The sequence below is a fragment of the Tardiphaga sp. P4_G1 genome (genome assembly GCF_056401215.1).
In genome coordinates this window covers 336950-355006 of the sequence record NZ_JBFUJU010000006.1, presented here as the reverse complement: position 1 = coordinate 355006, position 18057 = coordinate 336950, and the positions used below count along the sequence as shown (strand labels likewise).

The 18057-nt window shown below is 61.1% G+C and carries 16 protein-coding genes; 11 read left to right on the top strand and 5 right to left on the bottom strand.

Features of this window, described 5'->3' with window-relative positions:
- Positions 1-4: 4 nt before the first annotated feature.
- The 4 genes from AC1DUY_RS16925 to hydA are packed head-to-tail and all read left to right on the top strand — an operon-like array spanning position 5 to position 3807.
- Positions 5-820, top strand: coding sequence for an ABC transporter permease (locus tag AC1DUY_RS16925; RefSeq protein ID WP_478115706.1), 816 nt, complete (start codon positions 5-7; stop codon positions 818-820).
- Between the two features lie 3 nt (positions 821-823).
- Positions 824-1612: an ABC transporter ATP-binding protein gene (locus AC1DUY_RS16920; protein ID WP_478115704.1), complete on the top strand. Its 789-nt coding sequence runs from the start codon at positions 824-826 to the stop codon at positions 1610-1612.
- On the top strand, positions 1609-2334 hold the full coding sequence (locus AC1DUY_RS16915) for a maleate cis-trans isomerase family protein (protein ID WP_068737385.1): 726 nt from the start codon (positions 1609-1611) through the stop codon (positions 2332-2334). The genes AC1DUY_RS16920 and AC1DUY_RS16915 overlap by 4 nt, the downstream gene beginning before the upstream one ends.
- A gap of 48 nt (positions 2335-2382) precedes the next feature.
- A complete protein-coding gene (gene hydA / locus AC1DUY_RS16910; protein ID WP_478115701.1) occupies positions 2383-3807 on the top strand; it encodes a dihydropyrimidinase in 1425 nt (474 codons plus the stop codon).
- On the opposite strand, the gene AC1DUY_RS16905 is transcribed toward hydA, so the two are convergent.
- A complete protein-coding gene (locus AC1DUY_RS16905) occupies positions 3793-4683 on the bottom strand; it encodes a LysR family transcriptional regulator (RefSeq protein WP_120288825.1) in 891 nt (296 codons plus the stop codon). The genes hydA and AC1DUY_RS16905 overlap by 15 nt on opposite strands.
- A gap of 95 nt (positions 4684-4778) precedes the next feature.
- On the opposite strand from AC1DUY_RS16905, the gene AC1DUY_RS16900 reads away from it, so the two are divergent.
- From AC1DUY_RS16900 to AC1DUY_RS16890, 3 genes are all read left to right on the top strand, one after another.
- On the top strand, positions 4779-5753 hold the full coding sequence (locus AC1DUY_RS16900) for an NAD(P)H-dependent flavin oxidoreductase (protein WP_089268011.1): 975 nt from the start codon (positions 4779-4781) through the stop codon (positions 5751-5753).
- A 50-nt stretch (positions 5754-5803) separates the two neighbouring features.
- A complete protein-coding gene (locus tag AC1DUY_RS16895) occupies positions 5804-6988 on the top strand; it encodes an ABC transporter substrate-binding protein (RefSeq protein WP_439062727.1) in 1185 nt (394 codons plus the stop codon).
- 83 nt (positions 6989-7071) lie between these two features.
- A complete protein-coding gene (locus AC1DUY_RS16890; RefSeq protein ID WP_478115698.1) occupies positions 7072-8589 on the top strand; it encodes an acyl-CoA synthetase in 1518 nt (505 codons plus the stop codon).
- 99 nt (positions 8590-8688) lie between these two features.
- Here the strand turns inward: AC1DUY_RS16890 and AC1DUY_RS16885 are convergent, their stop codons facing one another.
- From AC1DUY_RS16885 to AC1DUY_RS16875, 3 genes are all read right to left on the bottom strand, one after another.
- Positions 8689-10173, bottom strand: a complete 1485-nt coding sequence (locus AC1DUY_RS16885) for an aldehyde dehydrogenase family protein (RefSeq protein ID WP_478115696.1) — start codon at positions 10171-10173, stop codon at positions 8689-8691.
- A gap of 161 nt (positions 10174-10334) precedes the next feature.
- Positions 10335-11048, bottom strand: coding sequence for a glutamine amidotransferase (locus AC1DUY_RS16880; protein WP_439063167.1), 714 nt, complete (start codon positions 11046-11048; stop codon positions 10335-10337).
- 97 nt (positions 11049-11145) lie between these two features.
- Positions 11146-12630, bottom strand: a complete 1485-nt coding sequence (locus AC1DUY_RS16875) for an aldehyde dehydrogenase family protein (protein WP_478115694.1) — start codon at positions 12628-12630, stop codon at positions 11146-11148.
- A gap of 129 nt (positions 12631-12759) precedes the next feature.
- Here AC1DUY_RS16875 and AC1DUY_RS16870 point away from each other — a divergent pair, with 129 nt between their 5' ends.
- The 3 genes from AC1DUY_RS16870 (at position 12760) to AC1DUY_RS16860 (ending at position 15796) form a co-directional block, all read left to right on the top strand.
- Positions 12760-13836, top strand: coding sequence for a substrate-binding domain-containing protein (locus AC1DUY_RS16870; RefSeq protein WP_068737365.1), 1077 nt, complete (start codon positions 12760-12762; stop codon positions 13834-13836).
- 107 nt (positions 13837-13943) lie between these two features.
- Positions 13944-14828, top strand: coding sequence for an SDR family NAD(P)-dependent oxidoreductase (locus AC1DUY_RS16865; protein WP_478115692.1), 885 nt, complete (start codon positions 13944-13946; stop codon positions 14826-14828).
- Positions 14816-15796, top strand: coding sequence for an aldo/keto reductase (locus AC1DUY_RS16860; protein ID WP_478115690.1), 981 nt, complete (start codon positions 14816-14818; stop codon positions 15794-15796). Before AC1DUY_RS16865 ends, AC1DUY_RS16860 begins: the two co-directional genes overlap by 13 nt.
- 192 nt (positions 15797-15988) lie before the next feature.
- Here AC1DUY_RS16860 and AC1DUY_RS16855 read toward each other — a convergent pair whose 3' ends face one another.
- A complete protein-coding gene (locus AC1DUY_RS16855; RefSeq protein WP_478115688.1) occupies positions 15989-17491 on the bottom strand; it encodes an aldehyde dehydrogenase in 1503 nt (500 codons plus the stop codon).
- A gap of 300 nt (positions 17492-17791) precedes the next feature.
- On the opposite strand from AC1DUY_RS16855, the gene AC1DUY_RS16850 reads away from it, so the two are divergent.
- Positions 17792-17971, top strand: a complete 180-nt coding sequence (locus tag AC1DUY_RS16850; RefSeq protein WP_089268001.1) for a hypothetical protein — start codon at positions 17792-17794, stop codon at positions 17969-17971.
- The last annotated feature ends 86 nt before the right edge of the window (positions 17972-18057 follow it).

Sequence of the window (18057 nt, the reverse complement as noted above, 5' to 3'; positions counted from 1 at the left end):
GGTCATGCCCCAGGCCCTCGCAATGTTCAGGCGACTGGATCGGTATATCGTGCCGGTCCTGATCCTCGCCGGCTGGGAAGCGTTTTCCCGGTCCGGCGCACTGCCTGCGGCGCTGTTGCCGGCGCCTTCCACCGTGGCCTGGGCTTGGGCGGATTGGGTGTTCGGCACCGACGGCAATACCCAGACCTATAGCGGCAACTGGCTGTTCGACATGCTCGCCAGCCTGTCGCGCGTTCTCGCGGGTTTCGCCATCGCCACGGCGCTGGCCGTGTCGATCGGAGTCGCCATCGGATGGTCCCGCACTGTCGAGGTGATCATCGAGCCGACGCTGCAGACGCTCCGRCCGATCCCGCCGGTGTCGTGGATTCCGCTCGCCATCATCTGGTTCGGCATCGCCAACAAGCCGGCGATTTTCCTGGTGTTCCTCGGTGCGTTTTTTCCGATCCTGCTCAATACGATTCACGGCGTGAAGAGCTGCGATCGCAATCTGATCCGCGCCGGCGCGATGGTCGGCGGCGGCAATCGCCAACTGCTGCGCTTCATCGTGCTGCCGGCCGCACTGCCCAGCATCTTTGCCGGTCTGCGGATCGGCATCGGCTCGGCCTGGATGCTGACGGTGACGGCGGAGATGGTCGCTGTGAAAAGCGGTCTCGGCTATGTGCTGTGGGATTCCTATTATTTCCTGCGCTACGACCTTGTGCTGGCTGCGATGGCCAGCATCGGTCTGCTCGGTTTTCTCAGCGACTTCGGCATCCGTCTCGTGATGGCGCGCGTGCTGCACTGGCAGCGCAACACGACGATCCAGAGCGGGGAGAGCTAGGTCATGGCGACGATCGAAATCTCCGGTGTCTCCAAAATCTTCAAGGACGCGAAACGCAAGGCCGATGTCACGGCTCTCGACGACATCAATATCAAGGTGGAGAAGAACCAGTTTCTCTGTCTGCTCGGCCCCAGCGGATGCGGCAAGTCCACGCTTCTCAATATGATCGCAGGCTTCGAGAAGCCGTCATCCGGCACCGTCACCGTCGATGGTCAATTGATCACGGCGCCCGGTTCGGAGCGCGGCGTGGTGTTTCAGCAGGCCAACCTGATGCCGTGGCTCCCGGTCTGGGAGAATGTCGGCTTCCACCTGCTGCTGCGCGGTGGCCAGAGGGCCGTACGCCGCGAAACAGCACAGCGCTATATCGACATGGTCGGGCTCACGGGATTTGAAAATCATTATCCGTCCGAACTGTCAGGCGGCATGAATCAGCGTGTCGGCATCGCCCGTGCATTGCTGATGAATCCGCAGGTCATCCTGATGGATGAGCCGTTCGGCGCGCTCGATGAGCAGACCCGGATGGATATGCAGAATGAACTCGTCCGGATCTGGCAGGAACACCAGGGCACGATCGTTTTCGTCACGCATGGCATCGACGAAGCACTGACGCTGGGCACGCATGTTGCCGTGATGAGCGCCCGTCCGGGGCGTATCCGCGAAATCATCCCGTTGGACCTGCCGCGGCCACGCGACATCACCAGCCCGCAGTTCAACGAAATCAAACGTCACGTTCTCGATCTGCTTCGATCTGAACGGACGAAACCATCCCTCGAAACTCTGGATCATTCATGACCAAACGTGTGCTTCTCGGAATGCTGACGCCTTCGTCGAACACGGCGCTGGAGCCGATCACGACTGCTATGCTTGGCGAATTGCCCGAAGTCTCGGCGCATTTCTCGCGTTTCAAGGTCACGGAGATCGCGCTGTCGAACAAGGCGCTCGCCCAATTCGACAATTCGGAAATCCTGCGGGCCGCAGAATTGCTGGCTCATGCGAAGGTCGATGTCATCGGCTGGAATGGAACATCCTCTGGCTGGCTCGGCTTTGAGGCGGATGTCCGCCTGTGTGAGCAGATCACCGCAGCAACCGGGATTCCTGCGACAACGTCGATGTTGGCTCTCAATGAGATTCTTGAACATCAAAAGGTGAAGCGTCTGGGTTACGTGACGCCATATCTGGACGACGTTCAGGCCAAGATTCTGGAGAATTATGAAAAGCTGGGCTTTGCGTGCCAGGGTGAACGCCACCTCGGCCTGCAGGATAACTTCTCGTTCTCCGAAGTGCCCGTTGTGCAACTTGAGGATATGACGCGGGACGTGGCCAAGGAAAAGCCAGACGCTATCACGATCATCTGCACCAATTTGAGAGTTGCACCATCCGCGGCGAAACTGGAAAGGGAGACGGGCATTCCGGTCTATGACACCATTGCCACGGTGGTCTGGAAATGCCTGAAGATGGCTGGCGTCGATACCAAACGCGTCACCCAATGGGGATCGCTGTTTCAGCAAGTCTAGTATTTGTCTGTATGCAACCTGCGTTGCTTAATTGATGAGGTTTTGCTCATGACCGCTTTCGATACCGTCTTTCGTCATGGCACCATTGCAACCGCAAGCGAAACCTACAAAGCCGATGTCGGCATCAGGAACGGCCGCATCGTTGCCATCGGCGAAGCGCTGACCGACGCGACCGAGACGGTCGATGCAACCGGTCTGCTGGTGCTGCCCGGCGGTATCGACAGCCACGTTCATATTGCGCAACCATCCGGCCCCGGCATCGTCATGGCCGACGATTTCGAAAGCGCCACGCGGGCCGCAGCCTTCGGCGGCAACACTTTCGTGATGCCTTACTGTCTGCAGGCGAAGGGCCAACCGATCCGCGAGGCGTTGAAGAATTATCACACGCTTGCCGATCAGAATTGCCATATCGATCATTCCTTCCACCTGATCATCGCCGATCCCAGTGAAGCGGTACTCGGGCAGGAGCTGCCAGCCTTGATCGCCGATGGATACACCTCGCTCAAGGTCTTCATGACCTATGAAGACCTTGCACTGAGCGATCTGCAGATCCTGCAGGTACTGGCCGTGGCGCGTGAATCCGGTGCACTGGTTCAGGTTCATGCGGAGAATTACGACGCCATCCGCTTTCTGGTCGACAAGCTCGAACGTGACGGCAATGTCGGTCCCTATTTTCATGCCAAGTCACGTCCCATCGTTGTCGAGCGCGAGGCCACGCATCGCGCGATCTCATTGGCCGAACTGGTCGACGTGTCGATGGTGGTGGTTCATGTCTCCAATCGTGAATCCATGGAAGAGATCCGCCGTGCGCAAATGCGCGGGCTGACGATCCATGGCGAGACCTGCCCGCAATATCTGGTGCTGACAGAGGAAGACCTGAAGGATCTGGGCATGGAGGGCGCGAAATATGTCTGTTCGCCACCACCGCGCGATCTCGCTAGCCAGCAGGCATGCTGGGAAGGTTTGCAGCAGGGTGTGTTCTCCCTGTTCTCCTCCGACCATTGCCCGTTCCGCTATGACGACGTGCAGGGCAAGCAGCCACCCAACGCGCGTACCAGCTTCCGCTGGATTCCGAATGGCATTCCCGGTGTCGAGACGCGCCTTCCGATCCTGTTCTCGGAAGGCGTCAGCAAGGGCCGCATCACGCTCAACCAGTTCGTGGCGCTGACATCGACCAATCATGCGAAGACCTATGGCCTCACCGGCAAGGGCTCCATCGCCATCGGCTACGATGCCGATATCGCGCTGTGGGATCCGAAGCGCCAAGCAACGCTTACCCAGGCGAACTTGCATCACGGCGCGGACTACACGCCCTATGAGGGCATGGATATCACCGGCTGGCCGGTGGCAACGATGCTGCGCGGGAAATTCGTGACGCGCGACGGCAAGCTCGTCGGCGGAAAAGGCGAGGGACGCTATGTCAGCCGTGCGGCGCCACTTCCCGGCAAGGGCGCGACATCATCGGCCGCGTAACAGCGCGCGGTCGTCGCGCGCGCAGGCCGTGATGAATTCCAGCACGGCGCGCACCGACGGCTGATCGATGAGGTCCGGATGCGCCAGCAGCCAGATATCAGAGAGGCTGGCCAGCTTCTGCGGTGCCACGCGGATCAGATCCGCATGGGCGTCGCCGACGATGCATGACAGCACGCAGATGCCAATTCCTGCGCGGACGGCCGCAAGCATATCCGCTTGCGACGAGCAGCGGATGGCGACGGTGGCGTCCTTGGTGATGTGGTCGCTCCAGCGTCCGAGTTCGGAGTTCGACGATTTGTCGGCGAAGCCGATGACAGTGTGGTCCTTCCAAGCGGCCCGCTGTTCGGGCAGCGGGCATCGCGCTGCGTAATCGCGCGAGGCGTAGAAGCCAACGCCGAGCTTGGCGATTTTCCGTCCGGTGAGATTTTCGTCGCCGGTCTGATACAGCCGCAGCACGATGTCGGCTTCGCGCTTGCGCACGCTGACCGGGAAGGGATGCGTCACCAGCTGGATCTCGACATGCGGGTGCTGGCGGATGAAAGCGCCGATATGCGGCATCAGCCAGAAATTCGCCAGCGTCGGTCCGATCGACACCTTGACCACGCCGCGTGCGCTCTGGCCCGACGCGCCGGCGGCAGCTTCTGCTTTCAGCGCGGCCTCGGCCATCGCTTTGGTGCTCTCATGAAAGCGCCGCCCGCGGGCAGTCAGCACCAGCCCTTCGTCGGAGCGCACGAACAGCTTGGTGCCAAGTTGCTTCTCCAGCGCCGCGACCTCGCGGCTCACGGTCGGGTGGCTGGTGCGCAACTGCCTGGACGCGCCGAGATAGCTTCCGGCGTCGACCACGGCATTGAAGGTGCGACAGAGATCCCAGTCCATGTGATCAAATCCGGAAGGCTTATTGTTCAAATTCGAACAACACGCACGGGCGGTCAACCCTTATAGTTCGATTATAAAAATATAAGGAAACGCTTATGTCGCTCCCCAAAGCTCTCGATGGCACCCTCGAGCTGCCTGTGCTCGGTTCCCCGCTGTTCATCGTCTCCGGTCCTGAACTCGTCATTGCGCAATGCAAGGCCGGTATCGTCGGTTCGTTTCCAGCGCTGAATGCGCGGCCGGTGGAAGTGCTCGATCAGTGGCTGACGCGCATCGAGGATGAGCTCGGCGAATACAAAGCGAAGAATCCCGGCAAGAAGGTCGCGCCCTATGCGGTGAACCAGATCTGCCACGCGTCCAACGACCGGTTGATGAAGGACATGGAAACCTGTGTGAAGCACAAGGTTCCGATCATCATCACCTCGTTGCGCCCGCCCTCGGAGATCGTCGAGGCCGCGCATTCCTATGGCGGCGTCGTGTTTCATGACGTTATCAACGTCAAGCATGCGCGCAAGGCAGCCGAGCAGGGCGTCGATGGACTGATCCTGGTCTGCGCCGGTGCGGGTGGCCATGCCGGCACGCTGTCGCCCTTTGCGCTGGTGCGCGAAGTGAAGCAGTGGTTCAAGGGGACTGTGCTGGTATCTGGTGCAATCTCTGACGGTTACGGGATTGCGTCGGCGCTCGCGCTCGGCGCAGACCTCGCTTATATGGGCACGCGCTTCATTGCGACCGAAGAAGCTAATGCCGACCCGGCCTACAAGAAGGCGCTGACCGAATTCGCCGCGCATGACACGGTCTACACCAACCTGTTCACCGGTATTCACGGCAACTATCTCGGCCCGTCCATCGCAGCCGCCGGCCTCGATCCCGACAATCTTCCGGTGGCTGACAAGACCAAGATGAACTTCGGCTCCGGCGGTAACATGAAGGTCAAGGCCTGGAAGGACATCTGGGGTTGCGGCCAGGGTATCGGCCAGATCGTTGATGCTCCCCCGGTGGCAGAACTCGTGGATCGCCTGAAGCGCGAATATGCGGAAGCGACCGGAGACTTTGCGAGACGGGCACGCGCATAAGCGCGGCCCGGTAAAAATATAACGGGGAGAAGACAATCATGACATCAGTCATGCTGAGGACGCTTGGGCTGTTCGCTTTTGCCGTCTGCGTGAATGCGCCGACGCAAGCCGCGGCCAACAGCAAGGAAGAGATCAAGATCGGGCAGACGCTTCCCTATAGCGGTCCGCTCTCGGGCTTCGGCGTGATCGGCCGCGCGCAGGAAGCCTATTTTGCCAAGCTCAACGCCGAAGGCGGCATCAACGGGCGCAAGATCAAGTTCATCAGTCTCGATGACGCCTATTCGCCGCCGAAGACCGTGGAGCAGACCCGCAAACTGGTGGAGCAGGATGAGGTTCTGATGATGTTCGGGACGCTCGGCACCGCGACCAACAACGCGGTGCATCGCTATTTGAACAGCAAGAAAATCCCGCAGCTGTTCGTGCTATCAGGCGCGACCAAATGGGCGGATCCGAAAGGTTTTCCGTGGACCATGCCGGGCATGGCCGCCTATGAATCGGAAGGCGTTGTCTACGCCAAGCACGTGTTGAAGACCAAGCCGGATGCCAAGATCGCCATTCTCGCGCAGAACGACGATCTCGGCAAAGACTATGTGGCTGGCTTTAAACGTGCGCTGGGCGACAAGGCCGCCAGTATGATCGTATCCGAGGCGACCTATGAGACTAGTGCGCCGACGATCTCGTCGCAGCTTGCGGCGCTCAAATCGTCCGGCGCGAATGTGCTGTTTGGCGCGGTGGTCGGCAAATTCTCGTCGCAGATGATCAAGGGCGTTGCGGAAATCGGCTGGAAGCCGGACCTGATGTTCGTCCCCACGTCCGCTTCGTCGATCACCTTTCTGGAGCCGGCAGGTCTGGACAACGCCACCGGCCTGATCACGTCGAGTTATCAGAAAGACATCAATGACGCGTCATGGGCCAACGACGAGGACGTGAAGGCCTATTTCGCTTTCATGAAAGAGAGCCTGCCGTCAGCCGATCCGCGCAACACCAATTATGCGACCGGCTTCCTGAATGCACATCTCATCACGCATATCCTGAAAGCGTGCGGCGATGACGTCAGCCGGGAGAATATCCTGCGTCAGGCGACGTCGATGAAGAACGTCAAGCTGCCGCTGTTGCTGTCGGGCGTCACGGTCAATACCGACAAGGATGACTATCTTTCGTTCCAGCAACTGCGGCTGCGCCGTTTCAACGGCAAGAACTGGGAAGGCTTTGGCGAATTGCTCGACGACCAGTGAGCATCTGTACCATCACATCGACAGAACAAGGATCGAAGCCAGCGATGGCTTCGATCGATTCAAGAACAATATAAGGGCGGACAATGATTATCAGCGGCGACCGGGCGATCAGCTATCCGGACATCATGCAGCGCATCGCCAAGGTGGCGACCGGATTCAAGAGCCTCGGCGCAGGCGCCGATGCGCCGGTCGGCATGATGCTGCGCAACGATTTCGCGCTGTTCGAGACTGCGTTCGGCGCAGGTGCGCTCGGCGCGCGTGTGGTCCCGATCAACTGGCATCTGAAAGGTGAAGAGGTCAGCTATATTCTTGCTGACAGTGGCGCGAAGCTGCTGGTCTGCCACGCCGACTTGTTGCCGGAGATCGCGGAAAACCTGCCAAAGGGGTTGCCGCTTCTGGTCGTCCGCACGCCGCCGGAAATCTCAGTCGCCTATGGTATTCCCGAGGCCGCGACCGAAGTGCGTGCCGGCTGTACCGACTTCGATATCTGGCGCGAGCAGCAGGTGCCGATGGAGAACGTTCCCAAGCGCGCGCTGACCATGTTCTACACGTCGGGCACCACGGGCCGTCCCAAGGGCGTGACCCGCGCGGCCATGACGCCGGAACAGGCTGCGGCATCCGAGCGCGTCGGCGGCATCGCCTATGGGCTGAAGCCGAACGAGGATCAGATCATCCTGATGAACGGGCCGATGTATCACTCGGCGCCAAGCTCCTACGGGCTGATGGCATTCCGTCATGGCAGCACGATCGTGCTCGAACCGCGTTTCGATCCCGAGGATCTGCTGCAGCTCACCGAGAAGCACCGCATCACCAACATGCATATGGTGCCGACTATGTTCGTGCGGCTGCTGCGTCTGCCGGACGAGGTGAAGTCGCGCTACGACCTGTCGTCGCTACGCTTCATCATCCATGGCGCAGCGCCGTGCCCGATCCATGTGAAGCAGGCGATGATTGCGTGGTGGGGACCGGTGATCAACGAATATCTCGGCTCCACCGAAACCGGGGTGCCGATCTGGCATTCGTCGGAGGAGGCGCTGAGGAAGCCGGGCACTGTCGGTCGCACCATCGAGGGGGGCGTGGTCAAGATCTTCGATGTGGACGGCAAGGAATGTCCGGTCAATGTGCCCGGTGAAATCTTCATGCGGCAAACCTCGGTGCCGGATTTCAACTATCAGGGCCGCCCCGACGCACGGGCCGAAGCCAGCCGTGAGGGCCTGATCAGCGTCGGTGACGTCGGCTATCTCGACGAGGACGGCTATCTCTTCATGTGCGATCGTAAGCGCGACATGGTCATCTCCGGCGGCGTCAACATCTATCCCGCAGAGATCGAAAACACGCTGATCGGCATGGACGGCGTGCGGGACTGCGCGGTGTTCGGCGTGCCCGACGACGAATTCGGCGAACGACTGGTGGGCTGCGTCGAACTCGAAGATGATGCGCAGCTCTCCTCGTCCGAGATCCAAGCCTATCTCAAGCAGCGGCTTGCCAACTTCAAGGTGCCGAAGGAAATCCACTTCCACACGGCGTTGCCGCGCGAGTCGACCGGCAAGATCTTCAAGCGCAAGCTGCGCGATCGATACGGTGCCGCGCCGGTCGCTTAATCGCCAATGATCGTCGCAAGGACTCCTTGCGATGACGGCGCAAAAAAAAAGGCGCCGGGCTCGTTGCTCGGCGCCTTTTCTTTTCGGTGACAACGGCGATCAGGTGTTGATCCAGACCGCCTTGATGTTCAGATATTCGTCGACGTGGTGGACGCCGGACTCGCGTCCGTAGCCACTCATCTTGTAGCCGCCAAACGGCACGGCAGGATCCATCGCCTGATAGCAATTGATCCAGACCGAGCCGGCCTGCAGGGACTTCGCGAGGCGATGCGCCTTGCTGACATCCCTGGTCCAGACGCCGCTGCCGAGACCGAAGGTCGTGTTGTTGGCGCGCTGTACCAGTTCGTCCATGTCGGTGAACGAGATTGCCGAGATCACCGGCCCGAAGATCTCTTCCTGCGCGATCTTCATGTTGTCCTGGACGTTGGCGAACACGGTCGGCTGCACGAAGAAGCCCTTCGACAGTTCGCCGTCCATCAGGCGGCCACCGCCGGACAGCGCCTTGGCGCCTTCGCCGCTTCCGGTGGTGAGATAGCCGGTGACGCGGTCGAGCTGTTCCTTGGAGACCAATGGCCCGAGCTGGGTGTCGGGGTTGGCACCATTACCGACCTTCAACTTCCCAGCGAATTCGGCGACCCGGCCGACGAATTCGTCATAGATCTTCTTTTCGACGAACAAACGCGTACCGGCGCTGCAGATCTGCCCGGAATTCGCGAACACCGCCATGGCAGCGCCAGGAACAGCCGCATCGAGATCGRCATCCGAGAACACGATGTTCGGCGACTTGCCGCCGAGCTCGAGCGACACGCGCTTGAGGTTGCCGGCCGAGGCGCGGATGATCGACTGGCCGGTGAAGTGGGAACCGGTGAAAGCGACCTTGTTGACGTCCATATGCGAGGCCAGCGCGGCGCCTGCCGTTTCGCCATAGCCCGGCACGACGTTGATGACGCCCGCCGGGAAGCCGGCTTCCAAAGCCAGCTCACCGAGGCGTAGCGAGGTCAGCGGGGCTTCTTCCGCCGGCTTCAGCACGATGGTGCAGCCGGTGGCGATGGCAGGGCCGATCTTCCAGATGCTGGCTGACAGCGGCGAGTTCCACGGAATGATCGCGCCGACGACGCCGACGGGCTCCTTCAGCGTGTAGGAGAAGATCTCGCCTGGCAGCGAGTTCTCGATGGTCTCACCATAGATCAGCGTGGCCTGGCCGGCATAGAAGCGCAGCATGCCGAGGATGCGCTGTTTGCCAGCGAAAGTGCGCATGACCGGTGCGCCCATATCGAGCGTATCGAGCAAAGCGAGTTCATCGAAATGCTTCTCGACGAGCTCGGCGAATTTCAGCAACAGCGCCTGGCGCTCGTAGGGCTTGGCCTTGCTCCACGGACCTTCGAAGGCACGGCGGGCGGCGGCAACCGCGAGGTCGATATCCCCAGCATCGCCTTCGGCGACGGTGGCGAGCAGTTCGCCGGTGGCCGGATTATGCGTTTCGAACTTCTTGCCGGATTGGGCGTCCTGCCATTTGCCGTCGATCAGCATCTGCTTGTAGGAGCCGTTCGCGTAGGGGTGCGCGGTGGCAGAGATTGGCTGCATCAAGCCCATAATGTGATCCTCCCGGACGTTTGTTTGAAGTGCCGTTGTAGCGCGCGGAATATATCGTTTTCGCGAAACGGGTAAAGGCGGGGAACCCGAAACGACTTGCATGGGAGGTCTTCGCGACCAATTCATGATCGTGAATTCGCGTCTGGAATCGTTCAACCGATCTCGCGGATCCAGCGCGTGAAAATGCGATCGGCCTGAACTGGCAGTCGGTTGGCGACGGCAGCGGTGTTTGAACGCAGCTGCGCGATTGGAATGCCGGCGGCGGCCAGTTCGACCGCGTGACCGACATACCATTCCTCGAGCTGCCGTGGATCGGCTTCGAGATGGAACTGCAGCGCCAGTGCATGGCGACCATAGGCAAAGGCCTGGTTGTCATAGGCGTCGTTCGAGGCGAGGCGAATGGCGCCCTCCGGCAGATCGAAGGTGTCGCCATGCCAATGCAGAACGCTGGCGCCATCCTCCGCGAGCGGCGCGAGGCATGAGGCCGCGCCCTGCTTGGTCGGGGATACCTGGCCCCAGCCGATCTCCTTGATATCGCCGGCATAGACGCGGGCGCCGAGTGCGCGGGCCATCAATTGTGCGCCAAGGCAGATGCCGAGCGTCGGGCGCCCCTGCGCGAGACGCCGTTCCAGCAGGGCGATCTCACGTGTCAGGAACGGGTAGGCGTCGGCCTCATAGACGCCGATGGGGCCGCCCAGCACGATCAGGAGGTCGGCATCTTCGATGGAGCGGTGGGAGACGTCATCAATGGCGGCATCGCAGAACGAGACGTCCCATCCCTCACGATCCAGTACCGACGACAGCAGGCCCAGGTCCTCGAAAGCGACATGACGCAGGGCGACGGCAGAACGCCGGTGACGGTTCATGAAGAAGGGCTCACACGCAATTGACCGGCAATCGTTATATCCATAAGAATATAACGATCAACAGCCAATTGTGTGGCGCAAGGATGCGCTGGTTGCCTCAGACGTTGAGATTCATCCAGACGGCCTTGGGCTCGGTAAAGTTCTCCAGCGCCGCATCGCCATGCTCGCGGCCGAAGCCGGAATCGCGCGAGCCGCCCCAGGGGAGTCGAACATCCGTATAGCCATAGGTGTTGATCCAGACCGTGCCGGCTTTCACCTGTTTGGCGAAGCGCTGCACGCGGCCGATATCCGAACTCCAGACACCGGCGGCGAGGCTGTATTTGGTGCCATTGGCCTTGCTGATGGCATCGGCCTCATCGAAGAACCTGATGATGCTGACGACCGGGCCGAAGATCTCCTCCTGCGAGACACGCATTTCGTGTTCGACATTGGCGAACACCGTAGGCGCGACGAAATAGCCGCGGTCGCCGATGCGCGTGCCGCCGGTCGTCACGATGGCGCCTTCCTTGGTGCCGATATCGACATAGTCCAGCACCCGCCTCATCTGCAGTTCCGAGACGATCGGTCCCATCGTCGTGCCGGACTGCGTGGGATCGCCGACGCGGATTGCCTTGGCACGGGCCGTCATGCGCTCCACGACCTCGTCATAGATGGATGCATGCGCGAGAATGCGCGAACCGGCCGAGCAGACCTGGCCGGAATTGAAGAAGATGCCGGAAGCGGCGGCCTTGGTGGCGGAATCCAGATCGGCGTCGTCGAAGATCACATTGGCCGATTTGCCCCCGAGTTCGAGCGTGACGCGCTTCAGATTGCCGGCAGCGCCGGCGAGGATTTCGCGGCCGACGGTCGGCGATCCCGTGAAGGTGATCTTGTCAATGTCGGGGTGATCGACCATGGCACGGCCGGCGGTCTTGCCAAATCCCGGCACGATATTCAGCGTGCCGGGCGGCAGGCCGGCGTCCAGTGCCAGTTCGCCAATCCACAGTGCCGAAAGCGGCGTGATCTCGGCCGGCTTCAGCACGACGGTGCAGCCACAGGCCAGCGCCGGTGCGATCTTCCACATCCCGATCATCAGCGGGAAATTCCATGGCACGATGGCGCCGACGACGCCGATCGGCTCACGCACCGTATAGGTCAGTGCGTCATGGCGCGCCGGGATCACCTGTCCGTTGATCTTGTCGGCCCAGCCCGCATAGTAACGCAGCGTATCGATGGCGGCAGGCAGGTCCTGGCGCTGCACGGCGGCGAGCGGCTTGCCGGTATCGAGACTTTCCAGCGCGATCAGTTCCTGCGCGTGATCTTCCAGCAGTTGTGCGAAACGCTGCAGCACGAGACCGCGATCGGCCGCGCGCATGCGGCCCCACGGACCCTCAAGCGCCTTGCGCGCCGCGCGGACCGCACGGTCGATATCGCCGCTGTCGGCTTCGGCGACGACGGCGATGATCTCGCCCGTCGCGGGATTGAGGACATCGAAATATCGGCCGGACAACGGCTCGACCTGCTGGCCGTCGATGAGGAGCCGTTTGCGCGTCAGTTTCGACGATGCAGAAATGGCAAGATCGACATGTGAGATCTCTGGCATAGTGTATACCTCCCGATGTTTCGACGATCGGATCAGGAGGGGCATCGACAGTAAATATGAGAACGTGAGTCACGGCGCGGCGGCACATATGCAATCGCGAACATAGGTGGCAGGGCGATAGGAAGCACGATGCGCATCGATATCGAAACTATCTGGCGATTCCGCAAGCCGGGTTCGCGCCAGCCGACATCGGTGATGCTCGGCTTTCTCAAGGACATCAACGAGACCGGCAAGCTGACGCTCGCGGCCAGCCGCAACCAGCTGTCCTACCGCCACGCGTGGAGCCTGGTGAATGACTGGTCGGCCTTCTTCGGCGTGCCGGTGGTTGAGCGCAGCAAGGGCAAGGGCACCAAGCTGACGGCGTTCGGCGAGAAGCTAGTCTGGGCCGGCGAGCGGCTGGAAGCGCGGCTCGGACCGCAGCTCGACAATCTGGCGCAGGAACTGGCGACCGAACTCAAGGAGCTGCTGCCTAATCATCCCGCGGTCATCCGCGTTCATGCCAGTCACGGTTTTGCCGTGTCGAAACTGCGCGAGATGCTGAACACCACGGCGGGCACGGGTATCGATCTGCGCTATGTCAGCAACCAGACCTCGCTGGTGTCGCTGGCGCATAACACCTGCGATCTCGCCGGCGTGCATCTGCCGCGCGGCGAATTGCGCAAGCGCAGCGTCAATGCCTGCAAGGAGTGGGTCGACAACCGCGTCCATCGCGTTGTCGGTTTCGCGACCCGCGAAATGGGGCTGATGGTGAAGCCGGGCAATCCGCTGCGCATCACCTCCATGGAAGCGCTGATCAATCCCGCGATCCGCTTCGTCAACCGCGATCAGGATTCCGGCACGGGGTTGCTGTTCGATCAGCTGCTTCGTCAACACAAGATCGATCCCGAGCAGATCAACGGTTATCAGCAGGTGGAGTTCACCCACGCGGCCGTCGCCGCTTATGTCGCTAGCGACATGGCCGACGTCGCCTTCGGCGTCGAGGCTGCGGCGCGGCAATTCGGGCTGGATTTCGTGCGGTTGCTGACCGAGGATTATTATTTCGTTTGCCGCGAGACGCTGCTCGACCAGGAGCCGATGAAGCATATCCTCGCATTGCTGCGCAGCGCAGAGTTTCATGACGTGCTGGTCAAGCTGCCTGGCTATGCCGCGTCGGACACCGGCGCGATCAAGACCGTGAACGAGGTGTTTCACGGGAAGAAGTCGTAGCCATGCGCGAACGGACGCCTGTCCATGCGTTAGCGCTGTTGTGAGATGCCAAGACGCGCGTTGATGCTATACGCATTTGCGCAAACCTCCCAGTTCTGGAGAACACCATGTCCCATCCCGCTCTGTCCGCAGGTTCTGTTGCCGTCGTTACTGGAGGTGCGTCTGGCATCGGCTTGGCCGCGGCGACGGCGTTTGCGCGCTTGGGAATGCGCATCTGCATCGTGGATCTTGGCGAGGATCGTTTGGCTGAGGCGGCTGGCAAGATCGCCGGTGTGGCGCGCGGTGAGCGTGACGATGTCATGACCGCCGCTGTCGATGTCAGTGACGTCGGCGTGATGACCAGACTCGCGGCCGATGTGCAGGCCCGTTTCGGCGGCTGCGATGTGCTGATGAACAATGCCGGCATTCAGGTGCCGACCTCGGCGCTCGGTCCGCGCGAGAATTGGGAGCGGCTGCTCGGCGTAAATCTGTGGGGCATCGTCAATGGTTGTCAGGCCTTCGCCGTGGACATGATCGCGCGCAAGCGGCCGGGCCTGATCATCAATACGGGCTCCAAGCAGGGCATCACAACGCCGCCCGGCAATCCCGCCTACAATGTCTCCAAGGCCGGCGTGAAAGCCTATACCGAAGCGCTGGCGCACGAGCTGCGCAACACCGAGGGATGTCAGGTCTCCGCACATCTGCTGATCCCCGGCTTTGTCTTCACGCCGCTCGCAGCTGGCGGGCGCAGCGAGAAGCCGGATGCAGCGTGGACAGCCGAGCAGACCGTGGACTTCATGATGCAACGGCTCGACGCCGGCGACTTCTATATCCTGTGTCCGGACAACGACGTGCCGCGCGCACTCGACGAACGCCGCATGTTGTGGGCCATCGGCGACGTCGTGGAAAATCGACCGGCGCTGTCGCGCTGGCATCCCGATTATGCCGATGCCTTCGCCGAATTCGTGAAACGCAAATGGAACAACAAGGGAGAAACGCAGTGGATTACGTGAAATTTGGAAACACCGGCCTGGACGTCTCGCGTCTGTGCCTGGGCTGCATGACCTATGGCATCTCCGATCGTGGCGCGCATGCATGGACGCTCGACGAGGAAAAGAGCCGGTCGCTGATCAAGCAGGCGATCGAACTCGGCATCAATTTCTTCGACACGGCGAATGTCTATTCGGACGGCACCTCGGAAGAGATCGTCGGCCGTGCGCTGAAGGATTTTACAAAGCGCGACGATGTTGTGCTGGCGACCAAGGTTTACAACCGCATGCGCAAGGGCCCGAACGGCATGGGCCTGTCGCGCAAGGCGATCATGACGGAAGTCGATCACAGCCTGCGCCGGCTCGGCACCGACTATATCGATCTCTATCAGATCCATCGTCTCGACAAGAACACGCCCATCGAGGAGACGCTTGAAGCGCTGCACGACGTCGTGAAAGCCGGCAAGGTCCGCTATATCGGCGCGTCCAGCATGTATGCATGGCAATTCTCCAAGGCGCTCTATACCTCGCGGCTGAACGGCTGGACCGAATTTGTCAGCATGCAGAACCATGTCAATCTGCTGAACCGCGAGGAAGAGCGCGAGATGCTGCCGCTCTGCGCCGACCAGAAGATCGCGGTCATGCCGTGGAGCCCGCTGGCGCGCGGGCGCCTGACGCGGGCCTGGGACGAGACCAGCGCGCGTCAAAATACCGATGAATTCGGCAAGACGCTCTATGTGCAGTCCGAGGAGTCCGATCGCAAGATCGTCGAGCAGGTTGCTGCCGTCGCCAAGGCGCGCGGCGTTCCGCAGGCACAGGTCGCGATGGCCTGGCTGCTGCAGAAAAAAGGCATCACGTCACCGATCATCGGTGCATCGAAGCCGGCGCATCTGACGGATGCGGTGGCGGCGCTGTCGTTGAAGCTGACGAGTGAGGAGATCGCCTCGCTCGAAGCGCCCTATGTGCCGCATGCGGTGGCGGGGTTTGGTTAGTGTTGGCTTTAGAAAGCTAGAATCGATGGTGATGCGCTCGCACCCCTCCTCACGTCATTGCCGGGCTTGACCCGGCAATCCAACTTCAGGCCGCATGTTCGAGCGTTGGGCGAGGATGGATACGCGGGTCAAGCCCGCGTATGACGACCGAGTGGAGGGGCGCCTTGCCTGTCTAATGAAACGACGTTCGTCTCAGCTGTACCGCTTCTCCTGACCATCGTCCGCATACCAGTCGAAGGTTTCGTCCGAGAGATTGACGATCACGTTCTGGATCTGGGTGTATTCCTCATAGGCGACAATGCCGTTCTCGCGGCCGATGCCGCTCATCTTGAAGCCGCCCCAGGGCGAGCAGGGATCGATGCGGTGGTGGTCGTTGATCCAGACGATGCCGCTCTCGAGCTGATGTGCCACACGGTGCGCGCGGGTGACGTCGCGGGTCCAGATCGAGGTGGCCAGGCCGAATTCGGTGCCATTGGATAGCGCGATGGCTTCCTCTTCGGTGTCGAAGGGGATTATGACGACGACCGGCCCGAAGATCTCTTCCTGCGCGATCCGCATATTGCCGGTCACGCCGGTGAAGATGGTCGGTTGATGATAGTAGCCGCTCTCGAAGGCCTTGCCGTCCGGACGTTTGCCGCCGGCGGCAAGCGTCGCGCCTTCCTCGAGTCCGATCTTGACGTAGCGTTCGGTCAGCTCGCGCTGCTTCGCCGAGACCAGCGGGCCCATCTGCGTCGCCATGTCCTGCGGATCGCCGATCCGGATCGCATTGGTGCGCTTCACCAGCTCGGTGACGACGGCGTCATGCACGGAGCGTTGCACCAACAGCCGAGCACCTTGCACGCAGGTCTGGCCGGTTGCGATGAAGGACGCGAACAGCGCGGCTGCGACGCCGCGCTCGATCGGCGTATCGTCGAACAGGATGACCGCTGCCTTGCCGCCAAGTTCGGCCGCGACCTTGGTGAGGTTCGCGCCCGCCAGTGATGCCACCATCTTGCCGGTCTCGGTGCCGCCGGTGAGGTCGATCTTCTTGATGCGCTTGCTGGTGGTCAGAGCCTTGCCGGCGGTCGCACCATAGCCGGGCACGACATTATAGACGCCGTCGGGCACGCCGGCCTCCTTGAAGATGTCGCCGAGCAGAAGAGGTGTGATCGGCGCCAGTTCGCTGGGCTTCACCACCATCGTATTGCCGGCAGCCATCGATGGCGCGATCTTCTTGGTGAGGATCAGGAGCGGATGATTCCATGGCGTCACATGGCCGACGACGCCGAGCGGGACACGGCGGGTATAATTCAGGAAGTTGCCGCCGAACGGCGGCACGGTGTCCTCATGAGTGCGCGCCAGAGCGCCGAAATAACGAAACCATTCCGGTAGCCGGCCGAGCTGGGCGGTCATTTCGCGGCGGGCGCGGCCGATCTGATCGACCTCGATGGTCACCAGTTCGGGGAGCTTTTTGGCCAGAAGTTCGCCGGCCCGGTGCATGATGTCGCCGCGTACCGCGCCCGGTGTCGCCGCCCAGATTTTGCCGGCGCGTTCGGCGGCGTCGATGGCCAGATCGATATCCTTTTCGTCCCCCTCGGCGACATCGGCCAGATGGCTGCAGTCCTTCGGGTTCTCGATCCTGATGGTGCGGCCGGTCGAGGCTGGCTGAAACCGGCCATTGATATAAAGCCCGAACGGGCGACCATCGTTCATCATTGGCATGTCCTTGAATTTGCATCGTGATCGGCCTGACGGCGGTAGCCGGTTCGGCGGACTATGACTAATCAGAAACAGGTGATTTTGCGATCAACGCGCGGTTGCAGCGCGGTGATTGAAACGGGTCGCTTAAACCGATTGCAGAAAGTCGCTTGTGGATTCTTTGAGCCCGGAAAGGCGCTCTTAACCGGTATTCATGCACGTTGGCGATGACGCCAACGACTCCGGTATCGTTTAATATTGATGCAACGCTCAGCCGATTATTGAAGGCAACCGAAAGCGCGGCAGGAGATTTTTTCAATGACCAAGTTAGACGCGGAAGTCGACGATCTCATCGCCGCCTGCCACGGCGACACCCGCGGTACCGTGGCAGCACTCATTCTCGTCAATCAGCAACTCGAGACCGAACTGGCCGAGCTGCGTGCGCAGATGGCCGCACGGCCGTTCGATGAGCAGATGGCGCACGCCGTTCTGCACTGATTGGTGACTTGATGCAGCGCAAGTGCGCCACAAGATTCGCGGTGTACAAATTCAATCTCGGCTGGGATTCGGAGCGCCCTTTTGGC